Consider the following 15,795-nt stretch of genomic DNA (forward strand, 5'->3'; position numbering starts at 1 on the left):
TTCGCCATGTCGACATTAGATGAAGAAGATCGCCGCGAATACTACCGTATCGAGGACATGATCGCACTGGAAATTCGGCCCCTGTCCGCCCTTGAAGCCGCAGGGCAGGAAGTGTTGCAGGATGCTTCCCCGCTATTCAATCTGCTCAGCGAACTGCACCTGAGCGAATTCGAGTCGCAACACCTGCTGCGCCAGATCAGCGAGCGCGACCGCAACCTCGCGGCGTTCCTCAAATCCCAGAACAAGCGCATCGACCTGCTCAGCCAGGTGATCGCCATCACCGTGCTCGGGCAGATCGGCGTCCCCCAGCCGGTGATCATTTCCGAAGGCGGCATCGACTTCCAGCACCCGACCCCCATCGCCGCCGACGCGCGCCTGTCGATCAAGCTGGTGCTGATGCCCCAGGCCCTGGGCCTGTTGCTGCGCGCACGCGTCACCCACTGCGACCGCAAGGGCGAGGGCTACGACGTCGGCACCGAGTTCGAACACTTGACCGATGCCCAGCGACAACTGTTGGCGCGCTACATTTTGCAAAAGCAGGCCCAGGAACGACGCCTGGCCCGCGAACTGAACGAATCAGGCATTTAAATTAAGGAACGATCGTGACCCTCATCTACGGCCACCGCGGCGCCAAGGGCGAAGCACCGGAAAACACCCTGACCAGCTTCCAGCAATGTCTCAAGCACGGCGTGCGCCGTTGTGAACTGGACCTGCACCTGTCCATGGACGGCGAGCTGATGGTCATCCACGATCCGACGCTCAAGCGCACCACCGACCGGCGCGGCAAGGTCGTGGAGCACACCGCGGCAGAGCTGGTGACCTACGACGCGCGCAAGGGTGGACCGGGCTGGATCACGCCATGCCCGATTCCAACCCTGGAAGAGCTGTTCGAGAAATGCGATTTCGAGCACTGGCAGCTGGAAGTCAAGAGCGCGTCACGCACCCGCGCCGCCACAACGGTGCTGGCGATTCGCGAAATGGCGCAACGACATGGCCTGTTGGACAAGATCACCATCACGTCGAGTTCACGGGAAGTATTGAAGGCGGCGCTGGACCTGGTGCCGGACGTGTCCCGCGGACTGGTGGCCGAATACGCCTGGCTCGACCCGTTGAAGGTTGCGCAAGGCTATGGCTGCGAGATCCTGGCGTTGAACTGGACCCTGTGTACGCCGGAACGCCTGGAGAAGGCGCAGCGCCAGGGGCTGCATGTGTCGGTGTGGACAGTCAACGAACCCGCGCTGATGCGCAGGCTCGCTGATTTCGGCGTTGACAGCCTGATTACAGACTTTCCCGGTTTGGCCACTGCCACGCTCGAGAATTGCTGAAATCGGTCTCCCCGGCCGGCTCAGGCCACCGGCCGGAGCCGCTCAAAAAAGCCGGTTGAGGCCGTCGTACGCGGCAACCCGATAGGCTTCGGCCATGGTCGGGTAGTTGAACGTGGTGTTGACGAAGTACTTCAAGGTGTTGAGCTCGCCGGGCTGGTTCATGATCGCCTGGCCGATGTGCACGATCTCCGACGCCTGGTAACCGAAGCAGTGAACGCCCAGCACTTCCAGGGTTTCACGGTGGAACAGGATCTTGAGCATGCCTTGCGGCTCACCGGCGATCTGCGCCCGCGCCATGCTCTTGAAGAACGCCTTGCCCACTTCGTACGGCACCTTGGCCTGGGTCAGCTCCTGCTCGTTCTTGCCGATCGAACTGATCTCCGGAATGGTATAGATCCCGGTCGGCACGTCATTGACGAAGCGCCAGCTGCCGTTGTCGACAATGCTGCCAGCGGCCGAACGGCCCTGGTCGTGGGCGGCACTGGCCAGGCTCGGCCAGCCGATGACATCGCCCGCGCCATAGATGTTCTGGATGCCGGTGCGGTAGTTCTCGTCGACTTCGATCTGGCCACGACTGTTGACCTTCACGCCGATGTTTTCCAGGCCCAACTGATCGGTGTTGCCCGTGCGGCCGTTGCACCAGAGCAAGGCGTCGGCCTTGATCTTCTTGCCAGACTTGAGGTGCAGGATAACGCCGTTGTCCACGCCTTCGACGCGGTCGTACTCTTCGTTGTGGCGAACGGTGATGTTGTTGTTGCTGAAGTGGTAGCTCAGGGCCTGGGAAATTTCCGAGTCGAGGAAGCTCAGCAACTGACCGCGGTTATCCACCAGCTCGACCAGTACACCCAGGCCACTGAAGATCGATGCGTATTCGCAACCAATCACGCCGGCACCGTAGACGATGAGTTTGCGCGGGGTGTGGCCGAGGCTGAGGATGGTGTCGCTATCGTAGATACGCGGGTGATGGAAATCGATGTCGGCCGGGCGATAAGGGCGCGAACCGGTGGCGATGATGATGTGCTTGGCCACCAGTTTTTCCACCACGCCGTTGGCGCAGACCACTTCGATGGTTTGCTCGTCGGCGAAACTGCCGGTGCCGAAGAACACGTCGACGCGATTACGGGCGTAGTAGCCGGTGCGCGAGGCGACTTGCTTGGAAATCACTTTCTCGGCGCTTTTCAACACGTCCGGGAACGAGAACCAGCGCGGCTCACCAATGGCCCGGAACATCGGGTTGGTGTTGAACTGCATGATCTGCCGGACCGAGTGACGCAGTGCCTTGGACGGGATGGTGCCCAAGTGAGTGCAGTTGCCGCCGACCTGGCGACGGCTATCGACCATCGCCACCTTGCGCCCTGCCTTGGCGGCGTTCATTGCCGCGCCTTCCCCCGCCGGGCCGGAACCCAACACCACCACGTCGTAGTTGTAGACAGCCATGCGTACTCCTCAGAACAGGCCGCGGCACCAGCGGCACCTGCGGCTAAATCACGCCAATCTGTGGCATGAAGGAACAATTTGGGGTCCATGCAGAACCCGGACACAGTCTATAGAAGCGTCAACGCCGCGCACATTAACCCTTGGTCGCGTCGTAGGCTAGTTTTGCCTGCACTACAACGCCAGGTTTCAATGCCCGAATCGCCGCAATCACTCGGTTTTCCTGCCACTCAAACGCTCAAAGGCGTGACTGCTGCGTGTGACGAAACCTGTATCGGCACGCATCACAAAAAATGCGCCGATGTCGTGTTTTTCCGCGTAGTCCCAACCCTGCTCCGGGCCGAGAATCAGCAACAGCGTCGATAAGCCATCGGCCATCAACGCTGAAGGATGAATCACCGTGACAGACGCCAGGTTGTGTGAGACCGGTAAACCTGTGCGCGCATCGAGGGTGTGGGAAAAGCGCTGGCCACCCTGCACGAAATAGTTACGGTAGTCACCCGAAGTCGACAGGCCATAACCGTCGATGGCGATGATGCGCTCGGCCACCTGTTGATCGTCGCGAGGTTCTTCCACAGCGATGCGCCATGCGGTGCCGTCGAGTTTCCTGCCGGCGGCCTTGAGTTCACCGGTGGCTTCGGCAAGATAGTCGTGGATGCCCATGGCCGTGAGCTTCGCGGCAATCGTGTCCAGCGCATAACCGGCGGCGATACTGTTGAAGTCGACTTCCACGGCGGCGTCCTTGCATAGCTGCTCGCCGTCAATGCGCAGATGATCGTGACCGACATGTTGACGCACCTCGGCCAGCGCCTGTGCAGTGGGGATTTTTTCTTCACGGGCCTGTGGGCCGAACCCCCAGAGATTGAGCAGCGGCTCGACCGTCAAATCGAAAGCGCCTGCACTTTGCATGGACAGCTGCTCGCCGACGCGGACCAATTGCAGGACCGACGCAGGCATTACCCGACAGTGGTTGGCCGGTAATGCGTTGAATTGCGCGATGTCCGAGTCGCTGCGATAGGTCGATAAGTGCCGGTCGACCTCCGCCAGGATCTTCTCGACCTCGACCTGGACGTCTGCCGGGGCAGGAAGACCGGCGTGACGCACGTACTTGACCGAATACGTGCTGCCCATGGTTGGACCGCCGAAGCTTTCCAGGGAATCGCCATTGCCGCAGGCGGACAAGGTGCCGATCAGCACCAAAAGACCATACCGTCGCCAGGTCAACAAATCTCCCCCCAATCATTCCCGGACACAACGCCAGGCTCAGCCATTATGCGATACAAATGTGGGAGCGGGCTTGCTCGCGAAGGCGGTGCACCAGATGACAACAATGCCGTCTGACACACCGCCTTCGCGAGCAAGCCCGCTCCCACAAGGGATTTGTGGTGTGAGGGTATCGCGCGCCTCAACGATCCGCCATCTTCAACGATTGGCTCCACCCTCCCCCCAACGCCTTGTACAACGTCACCTGGTTGATCTCCCGCGCCAACTCCAGTTGCGCCCACTTCTGCTGCGCATCAAACAATGAGCGCTGGGCATCCATGGTAGAAAAATAGCTGTCCAGCCCCGACTCGAAACGCAGGCGAGACTGGCGGTAGGCTTCCTGATAATCCCCGACCAGTTTTTTCTGGAACTCGACCTGGGTGAGCATTTCCTGCCGGGCGTTCAAGGCATCGGCCGCTTCTCGAAATGCATTCTGCACCGTCGCTTCATAGGCCGCCGCCTGGCCGGCGAAGCGGGCATGACTGGCGTCCACTTGCGCCCGCCGCGCGCCCCCGTCGATCAAGGGCAACGAGCCGGCCAGCGCCACCGACCAGAACTCGGCCGGACCACTGAGCAATTGGGAAAACTCCCCGGTCAGGCTGCCCAGCGCCGACGTCAGGGAAAAAGTCGGGAAGTACGCCGTACGGGCCGCGCCGATATCCGCGTTGGCTGCACGCAACTGCGCCTCGGCCGACATGATGTCGGGCCGTCGCTCAACCAGCGCCGAAGGCAAACCCGCCGGCACGTCCAGGGTCGCCAACTGCTCACCCAGCGCGCCGGTCGGCAGCAACCCCACCGGTACCGGTTGCCCCACCAGCACCCGCAGCGCGTTCATGTCCTGCGCCACTTGCATGCGATAGGTGTTGACCTGCACCGCCGCCGTGTTGGTTTGTGCATCTGCCTGGTGGACATCGATCCGCGCACTGGAACCGAGGTTATAACTTTTGCGCAACAGCTGCCCGTAGCGGTCCTGGGATTGCCAGGTGTTCTGCGCAAGGTCGAGCAAATGCTGATTGGCCTTGAGGCTCAACCAGGTGCTGGCAACTTCGCCGATCAGCGCCAGCCGCGCCGTTTGGTAATCCGCCTCGGACGCTTCGAACCGTGCCCCCGCGGCATTACGCTGGCTGCGGATACGCCCGAACAAGTCCAACTCGTAGGAGGTAAAGCCGGCCGTTGCCTGATAGGTGTTGGCGATGCTGCCCGCCGTATCGCCGCCTCCCGGTGTGCGCACCAATGGCGGTAACTTGCTGCGACCGGCGTAAGTGTCGATGCCGATCGTAGGAAAAAGCCCTGAGCGCGCACTGTCATACCCGGCCCGCGCCTCCTCGACGCTGGCCGCGAACTGTCGCAGGCTGCGGTTGTTGGCCAGGGCCATGTCAATCAACTGGCGCAGGCGCTCGTCGACCACAAAACCGCGCCAATCCTTATCGAACGCCTGCTTGCCGTTACAGCATTCACCGGCCGTGTTCGCCGGCCACTGCTGGTCGATCGGTGCCTCGGGTTTCTCGTAGGTCGGTTCCAGCGAGCAACCGCCAAGCAAAAACAAGGTCATGAAACATGAGGTGGGTAGGCAATGGTTCATGGCGCGCACCTAAAAACGTTGGCCGAGCAAAGCTCGCAAGGGGGAAAGAAGCAACGACCACAGACCCGACCGCTCGACACTGATGTGCGGCACAGCCGGTTTGCGCGAAGGAACACTGATCGGCCGCCAACGAGGCGGCGAGACATGGCTCGGCGTCTTGAGCGGCTTGATGGAACGCGGCGCCAGACTTTTTTCGCCCAGTAGCGAGCGCTGCAGCAAAGTGCCAAAGGCCTGTGCCGGCTCGGCCTTGCTGACGACATTGATGGTCGCGTCGCTGAACAACCGCGCGATCAGGCGCTGGCGCACCCCTTCATCAAGGTCGGCGAAACGCAGGCCCAATTGGTCCTCGCCGTGATTGCGCATGACTTCGACATCGAGCCAACCCAGCTTGTCGATCCAGATCTGACCGCACAGCCCCGGCTTGATCGAGGCAGCGAAGGCGCAATTGAGCGACGCGCCACTAAGGGAAATATCCACCAGGCGCCCCGCCAGGACCTTGCCGCCGAAACGAAACCCGGTGGGTTTATCGAATGGAAAGCGCTCTTCGCCATGCAAGCGTGGGCGGTCGACACAGGCCACCAGGGTCGCGAGGTTGTACACCAACGCAACCACCGTCCAGCAGAGATTGAACAGCATGTTGCCGTCGAACGAGGCAGCCGTGCTGATGGCGATATAGGCGCCAAACTGCGAAAGCAAGGTCAAGGCCAGGAAGAACCCGAACAGCTTCCAATGCACCATGGTTTTCGTCCGGTCGAGGCCCTTGGCGGTGACTTTGAACGGGCGCCCGAACGGTCGGATCATGGCGCTGGCGATGGTGGCAGTGACCGCCAGCGAGGCAACGATCTGCGTGACCTCGGTAAAAATCGGCAAGGTCCGCCGGTCCGTCACCCAGGTCCCATAGCCCCAGAACGCAATCAGCGCCGGCATGCCGAACGCCAGGAAATCCAGCGGATTGGCGTAGAACCCAGCGATGCCGAAATACCAGTACAGCACCGGCGACACCAGCATCATCAAGATGAAGGGTTTGGAAAACCAGTGCATCAGCCCATGGACATAGTGCAGCCGGTCATTGAGCGTGTAGCCGCTGCCGCGCAACGGCCCCTCCTTGAGCAATGCCACCTGGATCGTGCCCAGGCACCAGCGCCCACGTTGATTGATGTACTCGGTCAAGCCTTCGGCAGACAAACCAATGGACAGACGCTCATTCAACCAGCGGGTGACATAGCCTTTTTGCAACAAACGGTAAGTGGTGTAGATGTCTTCGCACACCGAGCCTGTAGGAAAACCGCCGATTTCGGTAATCAGATCGCGCCGCACTACGAAGGACGTGCCAACACAAAACGCCGCATCCCAGCCATCCTTCGCCGGCTGGAACACATCGAAGAACACCCGTTGCTCATCCACCCAACAGGCCGACGTGCCGAGGTTGTGCTGGATCGGATCGGGGTTGTAGTAGAACTGTGGCGTCTGCACCAGGCCGACCCTGGGGTCGTCGAACAGTCCCAGGGTGCGCAAGAGGATCGGCTGCTGCGGCGCAAAGTCGGCATCGAGCACGAGGATGTACGGCGCATTGCTGAGGGCCGCCGACTGACGCAGACCGTTGTTGAGGTTGCCGGCCTTGGCGTGGGAGTTGTCGGGGCGCCGCGCGTACTGCACGCCCATTTGCGCACAGTAGTCGCGCAGCCAGTCGCGGCGGGTGTCGTCGAGTACCCAGATGGTGAAGTTAGGGTAGTCGATGGCCTGGGCGGCAATAATGGTTTTTTCGAGGATTTCCAGGCCTTCGTTGTAGGTGGCGATGAAGATGTCCACCGCAGGGACCGCGCTGCCTTGCTCTCTGAGCCGGCGTTCACCGGCATCGGCATCTGTGCGGTGATCCGTCCGACAGAGCATCACGACAATGGAAAACAGCGTGTAACCAATCGCCAGCATCTCGAAGAACAGGAAGGTGTAAGCCCACACCGTAGCGAATCCGGAATGCCCATCGGGCAAGGTGTCGCGAATCCGCCAGGCCGCATAGTTGATCAGCAGGAAGGCGGTGATGGCACCGAAACCGACCCGCGCGGCCCATTGATCGCGGTGGGTCAGGCAGGTGAACAGAATCACCGCTGCCAGCGTCCAGAAATTGATTTGCAGCAGTTGCAGCGAGTCCAGTGCCTGCATGTCAGTCAGCCTCTCGCAAACCGGTAAAGGGATTGACGCCGGTGGCGGCAATGGCCGCCCACGCTGTGGCGCCCAGGTGAGGCAGGTGGTAGTAGAAAAAATCGTTGCTGACCGAGTCCGGGCCTATGGCCAGCCCGGTACTGATGCGTTCTGCCGGTGTTGCGAACAGCCAGCCGTTGCCGGCCTGCTGGGCCAGCAGCACGCTCCACAACGGTTGCGCCTTGTCACTGAGCCCGCTCAAGCGCGCCACGGCAGCGGCCTGGGCGGTGCCCTCGGTCCACAGGCCATCGGGATCGCGATTGAAACCGTAACCTTCGCCGGCACGGTGAGCGCGGTCGATGAAGGCGAAAACGCGCCGCCAGTCCTTGGGTGGCTCATGCAGGGCGATCAACGGCCAGATCTGCGCATCCAGCCCCGAGCGCACGCGGTCCGAGGTCTGGCCGTCCGCGCCCGTGCCGATCAGGAAACGCCCTTCCCCGGCGTCCCATTGGCTGGAGACAAACTGCCGGGCAATTTGCGCTTGCTTTGCCGCCTCCTGATTTGGGGCCACCGCGTCGAGTGCCGACCACGCCGCCGCGAGGTCGACATTGTGCTCGGTGGATTTCCAGTTCTGCTGGACCTGCTTGTCAAAGTACCCGTAATAGCCACCACTGAATCCGGCGGGCGCTTGCCCGTCGTAGGTGTTTTGCTGCGACCAGTGCAGGGCTTTTCGCGCGGCTTCCAGGTAGGACGCCTCACCGCTCTGGCGAAATGCTTCCAGCAGCGCCAATGCCGCCCAGGCTTGATTGCCGGTGGCGCTGCTGACTTGATAGGCGTCCTGGTTCCAGGCATTGCGCTCGACACTCCAATAGCCCGGCAACTTCATCGACGGCGCCGCCACCGGGCCGGCGGCGTAGGCGTTGCGCAGGCGTCCGTCCCGGTACTCCGGGTCATGGCCTGTGGCGAACGCCAATGCATCGGCGATCCGCCGCGCCGACCCGGCCTTGCCGCAGGCAAACAAGGCAATGCTCGCCAGTGCGTTGTCATAGGTGAACGCCACGCCGCGCAACGCCAGGATCGGCGCAGGCTGGCCATCCAGCGGCGGATAACTGGCTACCAGCACCGGCCCCGCCGGCTGCGATGTCACGGCCTGATCCAGCGCCGCACAGGTCATTGCCGCCAGTTGCGGTTGGGCTTGTGCAGCCCATCCGCTTGCCGTGCCGATCATCAACATCAGCCCCACCATCGCTCGCAATACAATGCTCATGGCCGCGACACCTCGGCACTGGCCCACAACCCCGGGTTGCAGGTCATGGCGCGCTGGCTGTCCGTGAGGTCAGCGGCAAAGGTGCCGACCACGTACACGGAATTTTGCTCGGCATAGGGAAACGGCACGCTGTAGGTATTGGCGCGGATATCCGAGGCGCTGGACAACAACTGCACCACACTGGCCTTGAGGGGCTGGTCGAGGCCGCGAATTTTCACGGTGAGCACGCTGTCGCGGTCGATCTTGCTGGCCATGCGCTCGGGGAACACCGCGATCACATAGCTCTGCGCGCAATCGGTGGCCCGCAGCAAGGTCGAACCGGCCTGCACCAGCGTGCCCTGGGGCGCCAGCAGTTCCTGGACAGTACCGGGCGAATACGCCACGACGTCGTAGCCGGCCATCATCCGGACGCGGTTCTGCTCGGTTTCGATCAGTTGGTTGAGATTGTCGAGTTCCTGTTGATAGGTCACCCGGTTGCGCGCCTGATTCTCCAGGCTGAGTTTCAGCGTGGTCATTTGCGCGCTGAGATCGAACATGCGCAGTTGATCGGGATCGAGGTACACCTGTTTATTGGCGGCACTGACGTCACCATCGGTGATCCGCAACTGCGAACGCACCGACTCGGCCGCGCCTTGCAACGAAGCCAGCTGCGCTTTCGACGAAGCCACCACCGCACCACTGACCGCCCCCTGGACGAACAACTCGAGATTGCGCTCGACCGTTTCCTGGGCATCGATCAACCGCGCGCTGGCGGCACTGTTCTCGGCTTTCAAGGCTTTTTGCGTGTAAAGCTGGCGGGTGTGAAACGCGGCCTGGTAACGCTGGCTGGTTTTCTCCAGCTCCTCGTAATAACGCTGATCGTGCTCGGCCTGGCTGGCCGAAGACGACAGCTGTTGCTCCAGGGTCAGGCGCCGGGTTTGCAGGGTCAGCAAGGTTTCCTGGTTCGCCCGCGGATTTTCCACCACGGCAATCTTCTGGCCCTGGCTAAACGTCACCCCGGGCTTGACCGCCAGGGAACTCACCACGCCATCGATCGGCGTGGTCAACAGAATCACCGGCGCATTCAAAATCGCCCGGGTGGCAGAGGCCGACACCAGCGGCATGAGCAAGGTCGAGAGCAACAGCCAGACGATAAACCCCAGCACCCCCAATCCCACCAGGCGCGGTAACAGCGATAACAACTTCGAGCGTTCTTGCGCCATGTTCGACTCTCCCGATAGACCAACCGCATAACAGCCAGGCAATAGCAGGCCTGACTGCGAAAACACTTTTGGCAGGGTGAGCAAACGCAATTGATCGCTGGACGGCAATTAAGCCGACGCTGATTGATATGATTTTATTGTGAGGTGAGCGGTAATGGGATTCCCGTCTTTTTGGAGAGTTGCTGTGGAGCGTGACTTTCGTGTTGCCCGAGGCAGAGCGGGCGGTGTCATTGGCGACACTAGATTCAGTGCCTTGGGGTGTCAAGTAAATGAATGGAGCAATTAAATGGCGTCAAATATGTAGCGGCCCGATGATTGGATCCACATAAGCCGTTTCAGCTGAGTTGATTGCCAAGCTGTTATTTTTACTAGTGATTTTTATTTTTTATTGCGAAATGAACTTTGTATCGATTTCTAGATAATTCTTAAATTTTTAGTGGAGAGATTAAAACGATATAAGTCACCCGTGATCGGCTTGTAGAACAACCTGCATTCAGGCGTTGGTGCGTTTAAGGGAATCAAGTACAAATGAAAACGGCACCTTATGGTGCCGTTCACATTTCTGCGCTTATTGGCTTGGCGAACAGATCTCCCCTGGGACACGCCAGATTTTTACTGAAATTTACCTGGGCCGATTCCAGCATGGGATGGCCAAGCATTAAATTACCTAAGCTCCACTAGTGCGAACGCAATCGCTCCCCAAACCACAATGACGCACATCAGAATGGCCTTCGCTTTTAGCAGTCGCTTCAAGCTCAAAGGGAAGTTACGGAAATCATCAGGATCAAGATCCCCTGCACGAAGTCTCGGCCCGGGCCACATCACCACAAAGGTGATCTTTGCAACTAACATCATCCGACTCAGCCATCCGCCTTGCATCAATCCTGCAGCGCTAATAACGATATCGCGACTACCGCTCAAGGCCTCAACAAGGCGCTCCAAGTGACAGCGACTCAAGTACAGACTGTAAAAGAAGCTCACGTAACTCAGTAGGATTGGGCCACCAACAACAATGATTGCAACCCAGGGAGACCAGGTATCAATACTGGTCATGGCTGTATAGATTCAAAAAACTTCTCGCCTACGCATTCTCCTACCTTACCGCCAGCAATCGTCCCCCCCAACGCGCCAACCCCAACTATTGCTGCGACACAAACGACACCACCTATACCTGTAGAGACTGGAATATCCACCAAGCTCCTTATATTTTTACCAGTAAGCATGCAACCACCAGCCAAATTGCACCACCAACCAGTATCACCGCATCAACTTGCAGAAGTCGTTTTAGATATGGAGGAAAGTTTTCAATATCGACAGGGTCCAGTTCACCGAGGCGGATTGACGTTTTTGGCATCATTACCACTCCGGTAATTTTGGTCACTAAGAGAAAGCACCCAAACCAACCCTGTTTCCGCAGACCTGGCCCCCAAATATAGATACAACGACTGTTCTTCAAAGCCTCCATCATGGCATCCAGGTGACGTCCCAGGTATAGGGCGTACGCGAAACTCACAAATCCCAGCAGTATTCGCCCGCCATTGAAAATCAGAACCGCCCAGACAGGCCAACTGCTGTTCATGGCTGCATAGCCTCATACAGTGTCTCACCGATGACCTCTCCCCTTTCACCTCCATCGGTCGTACCCACCCAAGCCCCAACACCTATAAGCGTAGCGACGCAGACAACCCCTCCAATACCTGTAGTGACTCCAAGTGCCAGGCAGATTGGACCACTGGCAACCAGGCCTAGCCGTGCGCCCAGAATGCCGCCACCGGTGGACCCTAGAAATTTCCCCCCTTCAGTAAACTTAACCTTCTCGCAAGCAGCGCCAGAATCCCCGACACAAACCGCCTGTATGGCCAACAATGAAGAAACCCCGCCAATTCCTATACCGATGTATCCACCAGTGCTCATGTACTTGGCAGCCCGACTGACCGTATTCACATGAGTCGCATAACCCGGTATCTGCCCAGGCGCCCCGGCCTTGTCCCAGTGGTGCACCAGGCTACGACTGGAAATGCCGAGGGCAGTCTTCAATTTGGGATGATCACCCAATGTGGTCACCCCACGAAGGCGCGTGGAATTCAGTAGATGGGCTTCCAGCTGGGCGAGCAGGCGCTGGCGCTCGGCGAAGAATTGCGGTGATTTAAGATGGCCGTGTTGGCGATAGGTTGCTTGATGCAGACGTTCCATCGCTTGAAGGGTGTCACGCAGTCGGGAAAGGTGTTTTTCCATCACCGCCGAACTGACACCGAGCCAGGTCGAAGTCTCGCCGGTAAAACTGGCGATTTCGGCGCCGTGGCGAAACATGAATTCCGCTTCTGCTGGCGTCAGGGGATCGAGGGCTGCCTTGACCTGTTGAGCGGTTTGCATGAGTTGGGCTTCCTGGTAGGTACAGGAAGTGTTGCTCGGATCGCTCAGCACGATCATTGAACCGGCTTTGAGGTCGCTTCGATCAGGGTTGAGCGCCTGGAACTTGCTCATGGTCGCGTGTTGGCGCGAGGGGAAAAGCGTGGCTTCCAGTTGTTCGCGGGTCATGCTGTTGGGGACAACGTAGAATCCGGGTTCCGGTAGGTCTGCTTTGTTGAATGCGGCTGGAGCCGGATGACTTGAAGGGGCGAATCCGGATTGACGTGGCACTGCCGGCTGAGTGCTAGCGACGGGGGCGGTCGGCTCAGCCGATTTTCTGGACACCGGCGGTGCAGCATCCGCTTTCGTGTAAGTTGCCGTGAGCACCGAGGGGATCAGACCGGCTCTACAAGGGCAGTTACTGTAGCTATCCAGGGTGCCAGCCATGGGCCTTCCATGACTGGTCATGTACGAGATGCCACCGACGATCCGATAGGTCTTTCTGCCCTTTCCACAGGTGACTCGATCACCATCACAGGCGTGGGCAACGCCATACATCATGATCCGGGTGTCACCATCGAGAACTGTGCCGCCACAGGTGCTTCGGTCATTCAAACCGATGAAATGTCCTTCTCTCATTGAACTTCTTCTCCATGACTTCCGGTAGAGTCCAGAAGGTTTACGGCGAGGGGTTGCGACCGTCAGCTGCGTCAGCATTCAAGCAACGCCGCACTGAGACGGCCGTGGGCAGCGCCAGACTTGATCGTTCAGTGCGCGATAGCTGGCAGAAAATCTTCGACCATCGAGACACCTTCGCGCGCAATAAATACGTAGCCGCCCTGTGGCGTATTGATGATCTCGTCGCCATTGCTGAGCACGCTGCCGACCAGCGCCACATCATTGTTGGCTTGCCCGGCACCTGTGATGATCTGCGCCGTACTGCCATCGGCATACCTGACGTAGTCGCCTTTGAGCGCTACGCGCACCGACAACCCACTTTCCAACTTGAAGGCCAGCGGCCCTGTCCCTTGCTGAATCACCCCACCTTTACGAGTCTGGCTGCCCTCGGCGGCGCACCGGAAGATGGCGATGGCGGGATGAGTGTCGATGTACGTCTGCTGATGACGAACAGCCACTTGGGCTTACTCATGGAATTGCTCAATTTGCTGCTCAGTGAAGTGCGGGGTGTCCAGGCTGCGGAGGTACTCTGGGGAAACGTCGTTGGTATACGAAGGCTGCAAGGGTGCATTCATTTCAAACTCCTTATCATTGGAAGGGTGTTCAGAAATAATGCAGCGGACGCTAACAGCGTTGGGAGCCTCACGGCAGGGTCAAAAAGACGATTCAGAAGTTTCGCCGAAAGAAACAATCCTTTTCCTACAAGAGTCTTTCTAAAGAGCATTTATTCCGTAAGAAAAAGTCTTCACGCACAAACAAAAACGCCCCGACCAAGGTCGGGGCGTTTTCACGTGCAGCTAAAGGAGCTTAGCGCGGGAAAGCTGGCGGGTTTACACCGGCCATGTCTTCCATCACGCGAACCACCTGGCAGCTGTAACCGAATTCGTTGTCGTACCAGACGTACAGTACAACGCGGTTATCCTGGGTGATGGTCGCTTCAGCGTCCACGACGCCTGCGTGGCGCGAGCCAACGAAGTCGGTGGAAACCACTTCCTGCGAATTGACGTAGTCGATCTGCTTGTGCAGGTCCGAGTGCATGGCCATCTGGCGCAGGTACTCGTTGATCTCTTCGCGGGTGGTGGCCTTTTCCAGGTTCAGGTTCAGGATGGCCATCGACACGTTTGGCGTAGGAACGCGAATCGCGTTGCCGGTCAGCTTGCCCTTGAGCACTGGCAGTGCCTTGGCGGCTGCGGTGGCGGCACCGGTCTCGGTGATTACCATGTTCAGCGGCGCGGCGCGGCCACGACGGCTGCCCTTGTGGAAGTTGTCGATCAGGTTCTGGTCGTTGGTGAACGAGTGAACGGTTTCGACGTGGCCGTTGACGATGCCGAACTTGTCATTCACAGCCTTCAGCACCGGCACGATGGCGTTGGTGGTGCAGGAAGCGGCCGAGATGATCTTGTCGTCAGGGCTGATGTCGCCATGGTTGATGCCGTGCACGATGTTCTTCAGTGCGCCCTTGCCAGGTGCGGTGAGGATCACGCGGGCAGCGCCCGGGCAGGCCAGGTGCTGGCCCAGGCCGTCGGCGTCACGCCATACACCGGTGTTGTCGACGATCAGTGCGTTCTCGATGCCGTACTGGGTGTAGTCGACTTCGGTCGGGCTCTTGGCGTAGATAACCTGGATCAGGTTGCCGTTGGCGGTGATGGTGTTGTTGGCTTCATCAATGGTGATGGTGCCATCGAACGGGCCATGAACCGAGTCGCGACGCAGCAGGCTGGCACGCTTGACCAGGTCGTTCTCGGCGCCCTTGCGCACGACGATGGCGCGCAGGCGCAGGCCGTCGCCGCCACCGGTTTTTTCGATCAGGATGCGCGCCAGCAGACGGCCGATACGACCGAAGCCGTACAGGACAACGTCGGTGCCTTTGCGGGCGGAAGCGTTCTGCTGGCCAACCACGTCGGCCAGTTCTTCACGCACGAACTGCTCGGCAGTACGGCCATTGCCTTCAGCCTTGAACTTGGCTGCCAGCTTGCCCAGGTCTACCGAAGCGGCGCCGAGCTTGAGCTCGCTCATCGCCTTGAGCAGCGGGAATGTTTCGTGGACGGACAGCTCGGTATCGTCGGTTTGACGGTGACGAGCAAAGCGGTGAGCTTTGAGAATCGCAATGACTGAACGATTGATCAGGCTGCGGCCATAGATCGAGCTCACCACATTGTTATTGCGGTAAAGCTGACCGATAAGCGGAATCATCGCTTCTGCGAGTGCTTCACGGTCGATCCATTCACCAAGACACTGGTCGGGCTTCTGAGTCACGGGAACCTTCCACATGTAGGGGCAGAAAAAAGGGGCTACATTATGCCGCCGCGCGCCTCGTGTAGCAATGCGCGCTTGTCGCACCGTCAGTAACAAATTCCCTTTCAAAAAAATCGCGCACCGCTGAAACCCAATGAAACCGGGGCCTCCAGCTTCGTCAATTTTTTGGGGACAGCGCAACCTTATCCGTAACCATCCGTAACACCGGTTGGTTTTGCCACTACATAATCGCTAATTTCCGGTAAAAAACACCGCGATTTTGTCTTTACCACTACATTTTTCCTTACCCGCGTAATAGAC

General features: G+C 59.2%; 12 protein-coding genes. 2 read left to right on the forward strand and 10 right to left on the reverse strand.

From position 1 onward, the window contains the following. Positions 1–6 precede the first annotated feature (6 nt). Both AC3WWR_RS18615 and AC3WWR_RS18620 read left to right on the forward strand, forming a co-directional pair. A complete protein-coding gene (locus AC3WWR_RS18615; protein ID WP_020798485.1) occupies positions 7–588 on the forward strand; it encodes a PilZ domain-containing protein in 582 nt (193 codons plus the stop codon). A gap of 14 nt (positions 589–602) precedes the next feature. Continuing rightward, positions 603–1,325 (forward strand): glycerophosphodiester phosphodiesterase, encoded by a 723-nt coding sequence (locus tag AC3WWR_RS18620; protein ID WP_020798486.1) that lies wholly within the window; start codon positions 603–605, stop codon positions 1,323–1,325. Between the two features lie 42 nt (positions 1,326–1,367). Here the strand turns inward: AC3WWR_RS18620 and sthA are convergent, their stop codons facing one another. The 10 genes from sthA to AC3WWR_RS18670 form a co-directional block, all read right to left on the reverse strand. Next, a complete protein-coding gene (sthA, locus tag AC3WWR_RS18625) occupies positions 1,368–2,762 on the reverse strand; it encodes a Si-specific NAD(P)(+) transhydrogenase (RefSeq protein ID WP_020798487.1) in 1,395 nt (464 codons plus the stop codon). Positions 2,763–2,969: 207 nt separating this feature from the next. Continuing rightward, positions 2,970–3,986 (reverse strand): FAD:protein FMN transferase, encoded by a 1,017-nt coding sequence (locus tag AC3WWR_RS18630; RefSeq protein WP_080725284.1) that lies wholly within the window; start codon positions 3,984–3,986, stop codon positions 2,970–2,972. A gap of 178 nt (positions 3,987–4,164) precedes the next feature. Further along, positions 4,165–5,604 carry an efflux transporter outer membrane subunit gene (locus AC3WWR_RS18635; RefSeq protein ID WP_020798489.1) on the reverse strand — a complete coding sequence of 480 codons (1,440 nt, stop codon included), beginning with the start codon at positions 5,602–5,604 and terminating at the stop codon, positions 4,165–4,167. Between the two features lie 9 nt (positions 5,605–5,613). Next, entirely contained in the window at positions 5,614–7,764 is a 2,151-nt protein-coding gene (locus AC3WWR_RS18640; RefSeq protein ID WP_020798490.1) for a glycosyltransferase family 2 protein, read from the reverse strand. A 1-nt stretch (position 7,765) separates the two neighbouring features. Continuing rightward, entirely contained in the window at positions 7,766–9,010 is a 1,245-nt protein-coding gene (locus AC3WWR_RS18645) for a hypothetical protein (RefSeq protein ID WP_492598936.1), read from the reverse strand. After that, entirely contained in the window at positions 9,007–10,212 is a 1,206-nt protein-coding gene (locus AC3WWR_RS18650; protein ID WP_033040050.1) for an HlyD family secretion protein, read from the reverse strand. Before AC3WWR_RS18650 ends, AC3WWR_RS18645 begins: the two co-directional genes overlap by 4 nt. Positions 10,213–11,413: 1,201 nt before the next feature. Beyond that, positions 11,414–11,791: a hypothetical protein gene (locus AC3WWR_RS18655; protein WP_492598937.1), complete on the reverse strand. Its 378-nt coding sequence runs from the start codon at positions 11,789–11,791 to the stop codon at positions 11,414–11,416. Further along, positions 11,788–13,200, reverse strand: a complete 1,413-nt coding sequence (locus AC3WWR_RS18660; protein WP_492598938.1) for a PAAR domain-containing protein — start codon at positions 13,198–13,200, stop codon at positions 11,788–11,790. The genes AC3WWR_RS18655 and AC3WWR_RS18660 overlap by 4 nt, the downstream gene beginning before the upstream one ends. Positions 13,201–13,328: 128 nt before the next feature. Further along, positions 13,329–13,697 carry a hypothetical protein gene (locus AC3WWR_RS18665; protein ID WP_492598939.1) on the reverse strand — a complete coding sequence of 123 codons (369 nt, stop codon included), beginning with the start codon at positions 13,695–13,697 and terminating at the stop codon, positions 13,329–13,331. A gap of 349 nt (positions 13,698–14,046) precedes the next feature. Then, positions 14,047–15,510: a glyceraldehyde-3-phosphate dehydrogenase gene (locus AC3WWR_RS18670; RefSeq protein WP_033043386.1), complete on the reverse strand. Its 1,464-nt coding sequence runs from the start codon at positions 15,508–15,510 to the stop codon at positions 14,047–14,049. Between the last annotated feature and the right edge of the window lie 285 nt (positions 15,511–15,795).

This window comes from Pseudomonas sp. EB271-G4-1 (genome assembly GCF_058791355.1).

Bases quoted from the DNA above. Each gene is read 5' to 3' on its own strand.
- AC3WWR_RS18635 (WP_020798489.1), bottom strand. From the start codon at position 5,604: ATGAACCATTGCCTACCCACCTCATGTTTCATGACCTTGTTTTTGCTT.
- AC3WWR_RS18645 (WP_492598936.1), bottom strand. From the start codon at position 9,010: ATGAGCATTGTATTGCGAGCGATGGTGGGGCTGATGTTGATGATCGGC.
- AC3WWR_RS18670 (WP_033043386.1), bottom strand. From the start codon at position 15,510: ATGTGGAAGGTTCCCGTGACTCAGAAGCCCGACCAGTGTCTTGGTGAA.
- AC3WWR_RS18615 (WP_020798485.1), top strand. From the start codon at position 7: ATGTCGACATTAGATGAAGAAGATCGCCGCGAATACTACCGTATCGAG.
- sthA (WP_020798487.1), bottom strand. From the start codon at position 2,762: ATGGCTGTCTACAACTACGACGTGGTGGTGTTGGGTTCCGGCCCGGCG.
- AC3WWR_RS18650 (WP_033040050.1), bottom strand. From the start codon at position 10,212: ATGGCGCAAGAACGCTCGAAGTTGTTATCGCTGTTACCGCGCCTGGTG.
- AC3WWR_RS18655 (WP_492598937.1), bottom strand. From the start codon at position 11,791: ATGAACAGCAGTTGGCCTGTCTGGGCGGTTCTGATTTTCAATGGCGGG.
- AC3WWR_RS18660 (WP_492598938.1), bottom strand. From the start codon at position 13,200: ATGAGAGAAGGACATTTCATCGGTTTGAATGACCGAAGCACCTGTGGC.
- AC3WWR_RS18640 (WP_020798490.1), bottom strand. From the start codon at position 7,764: ATGCAGGCACTGGACTCGCTGCAACTGCTGCAAATCAATTTCTGGACG.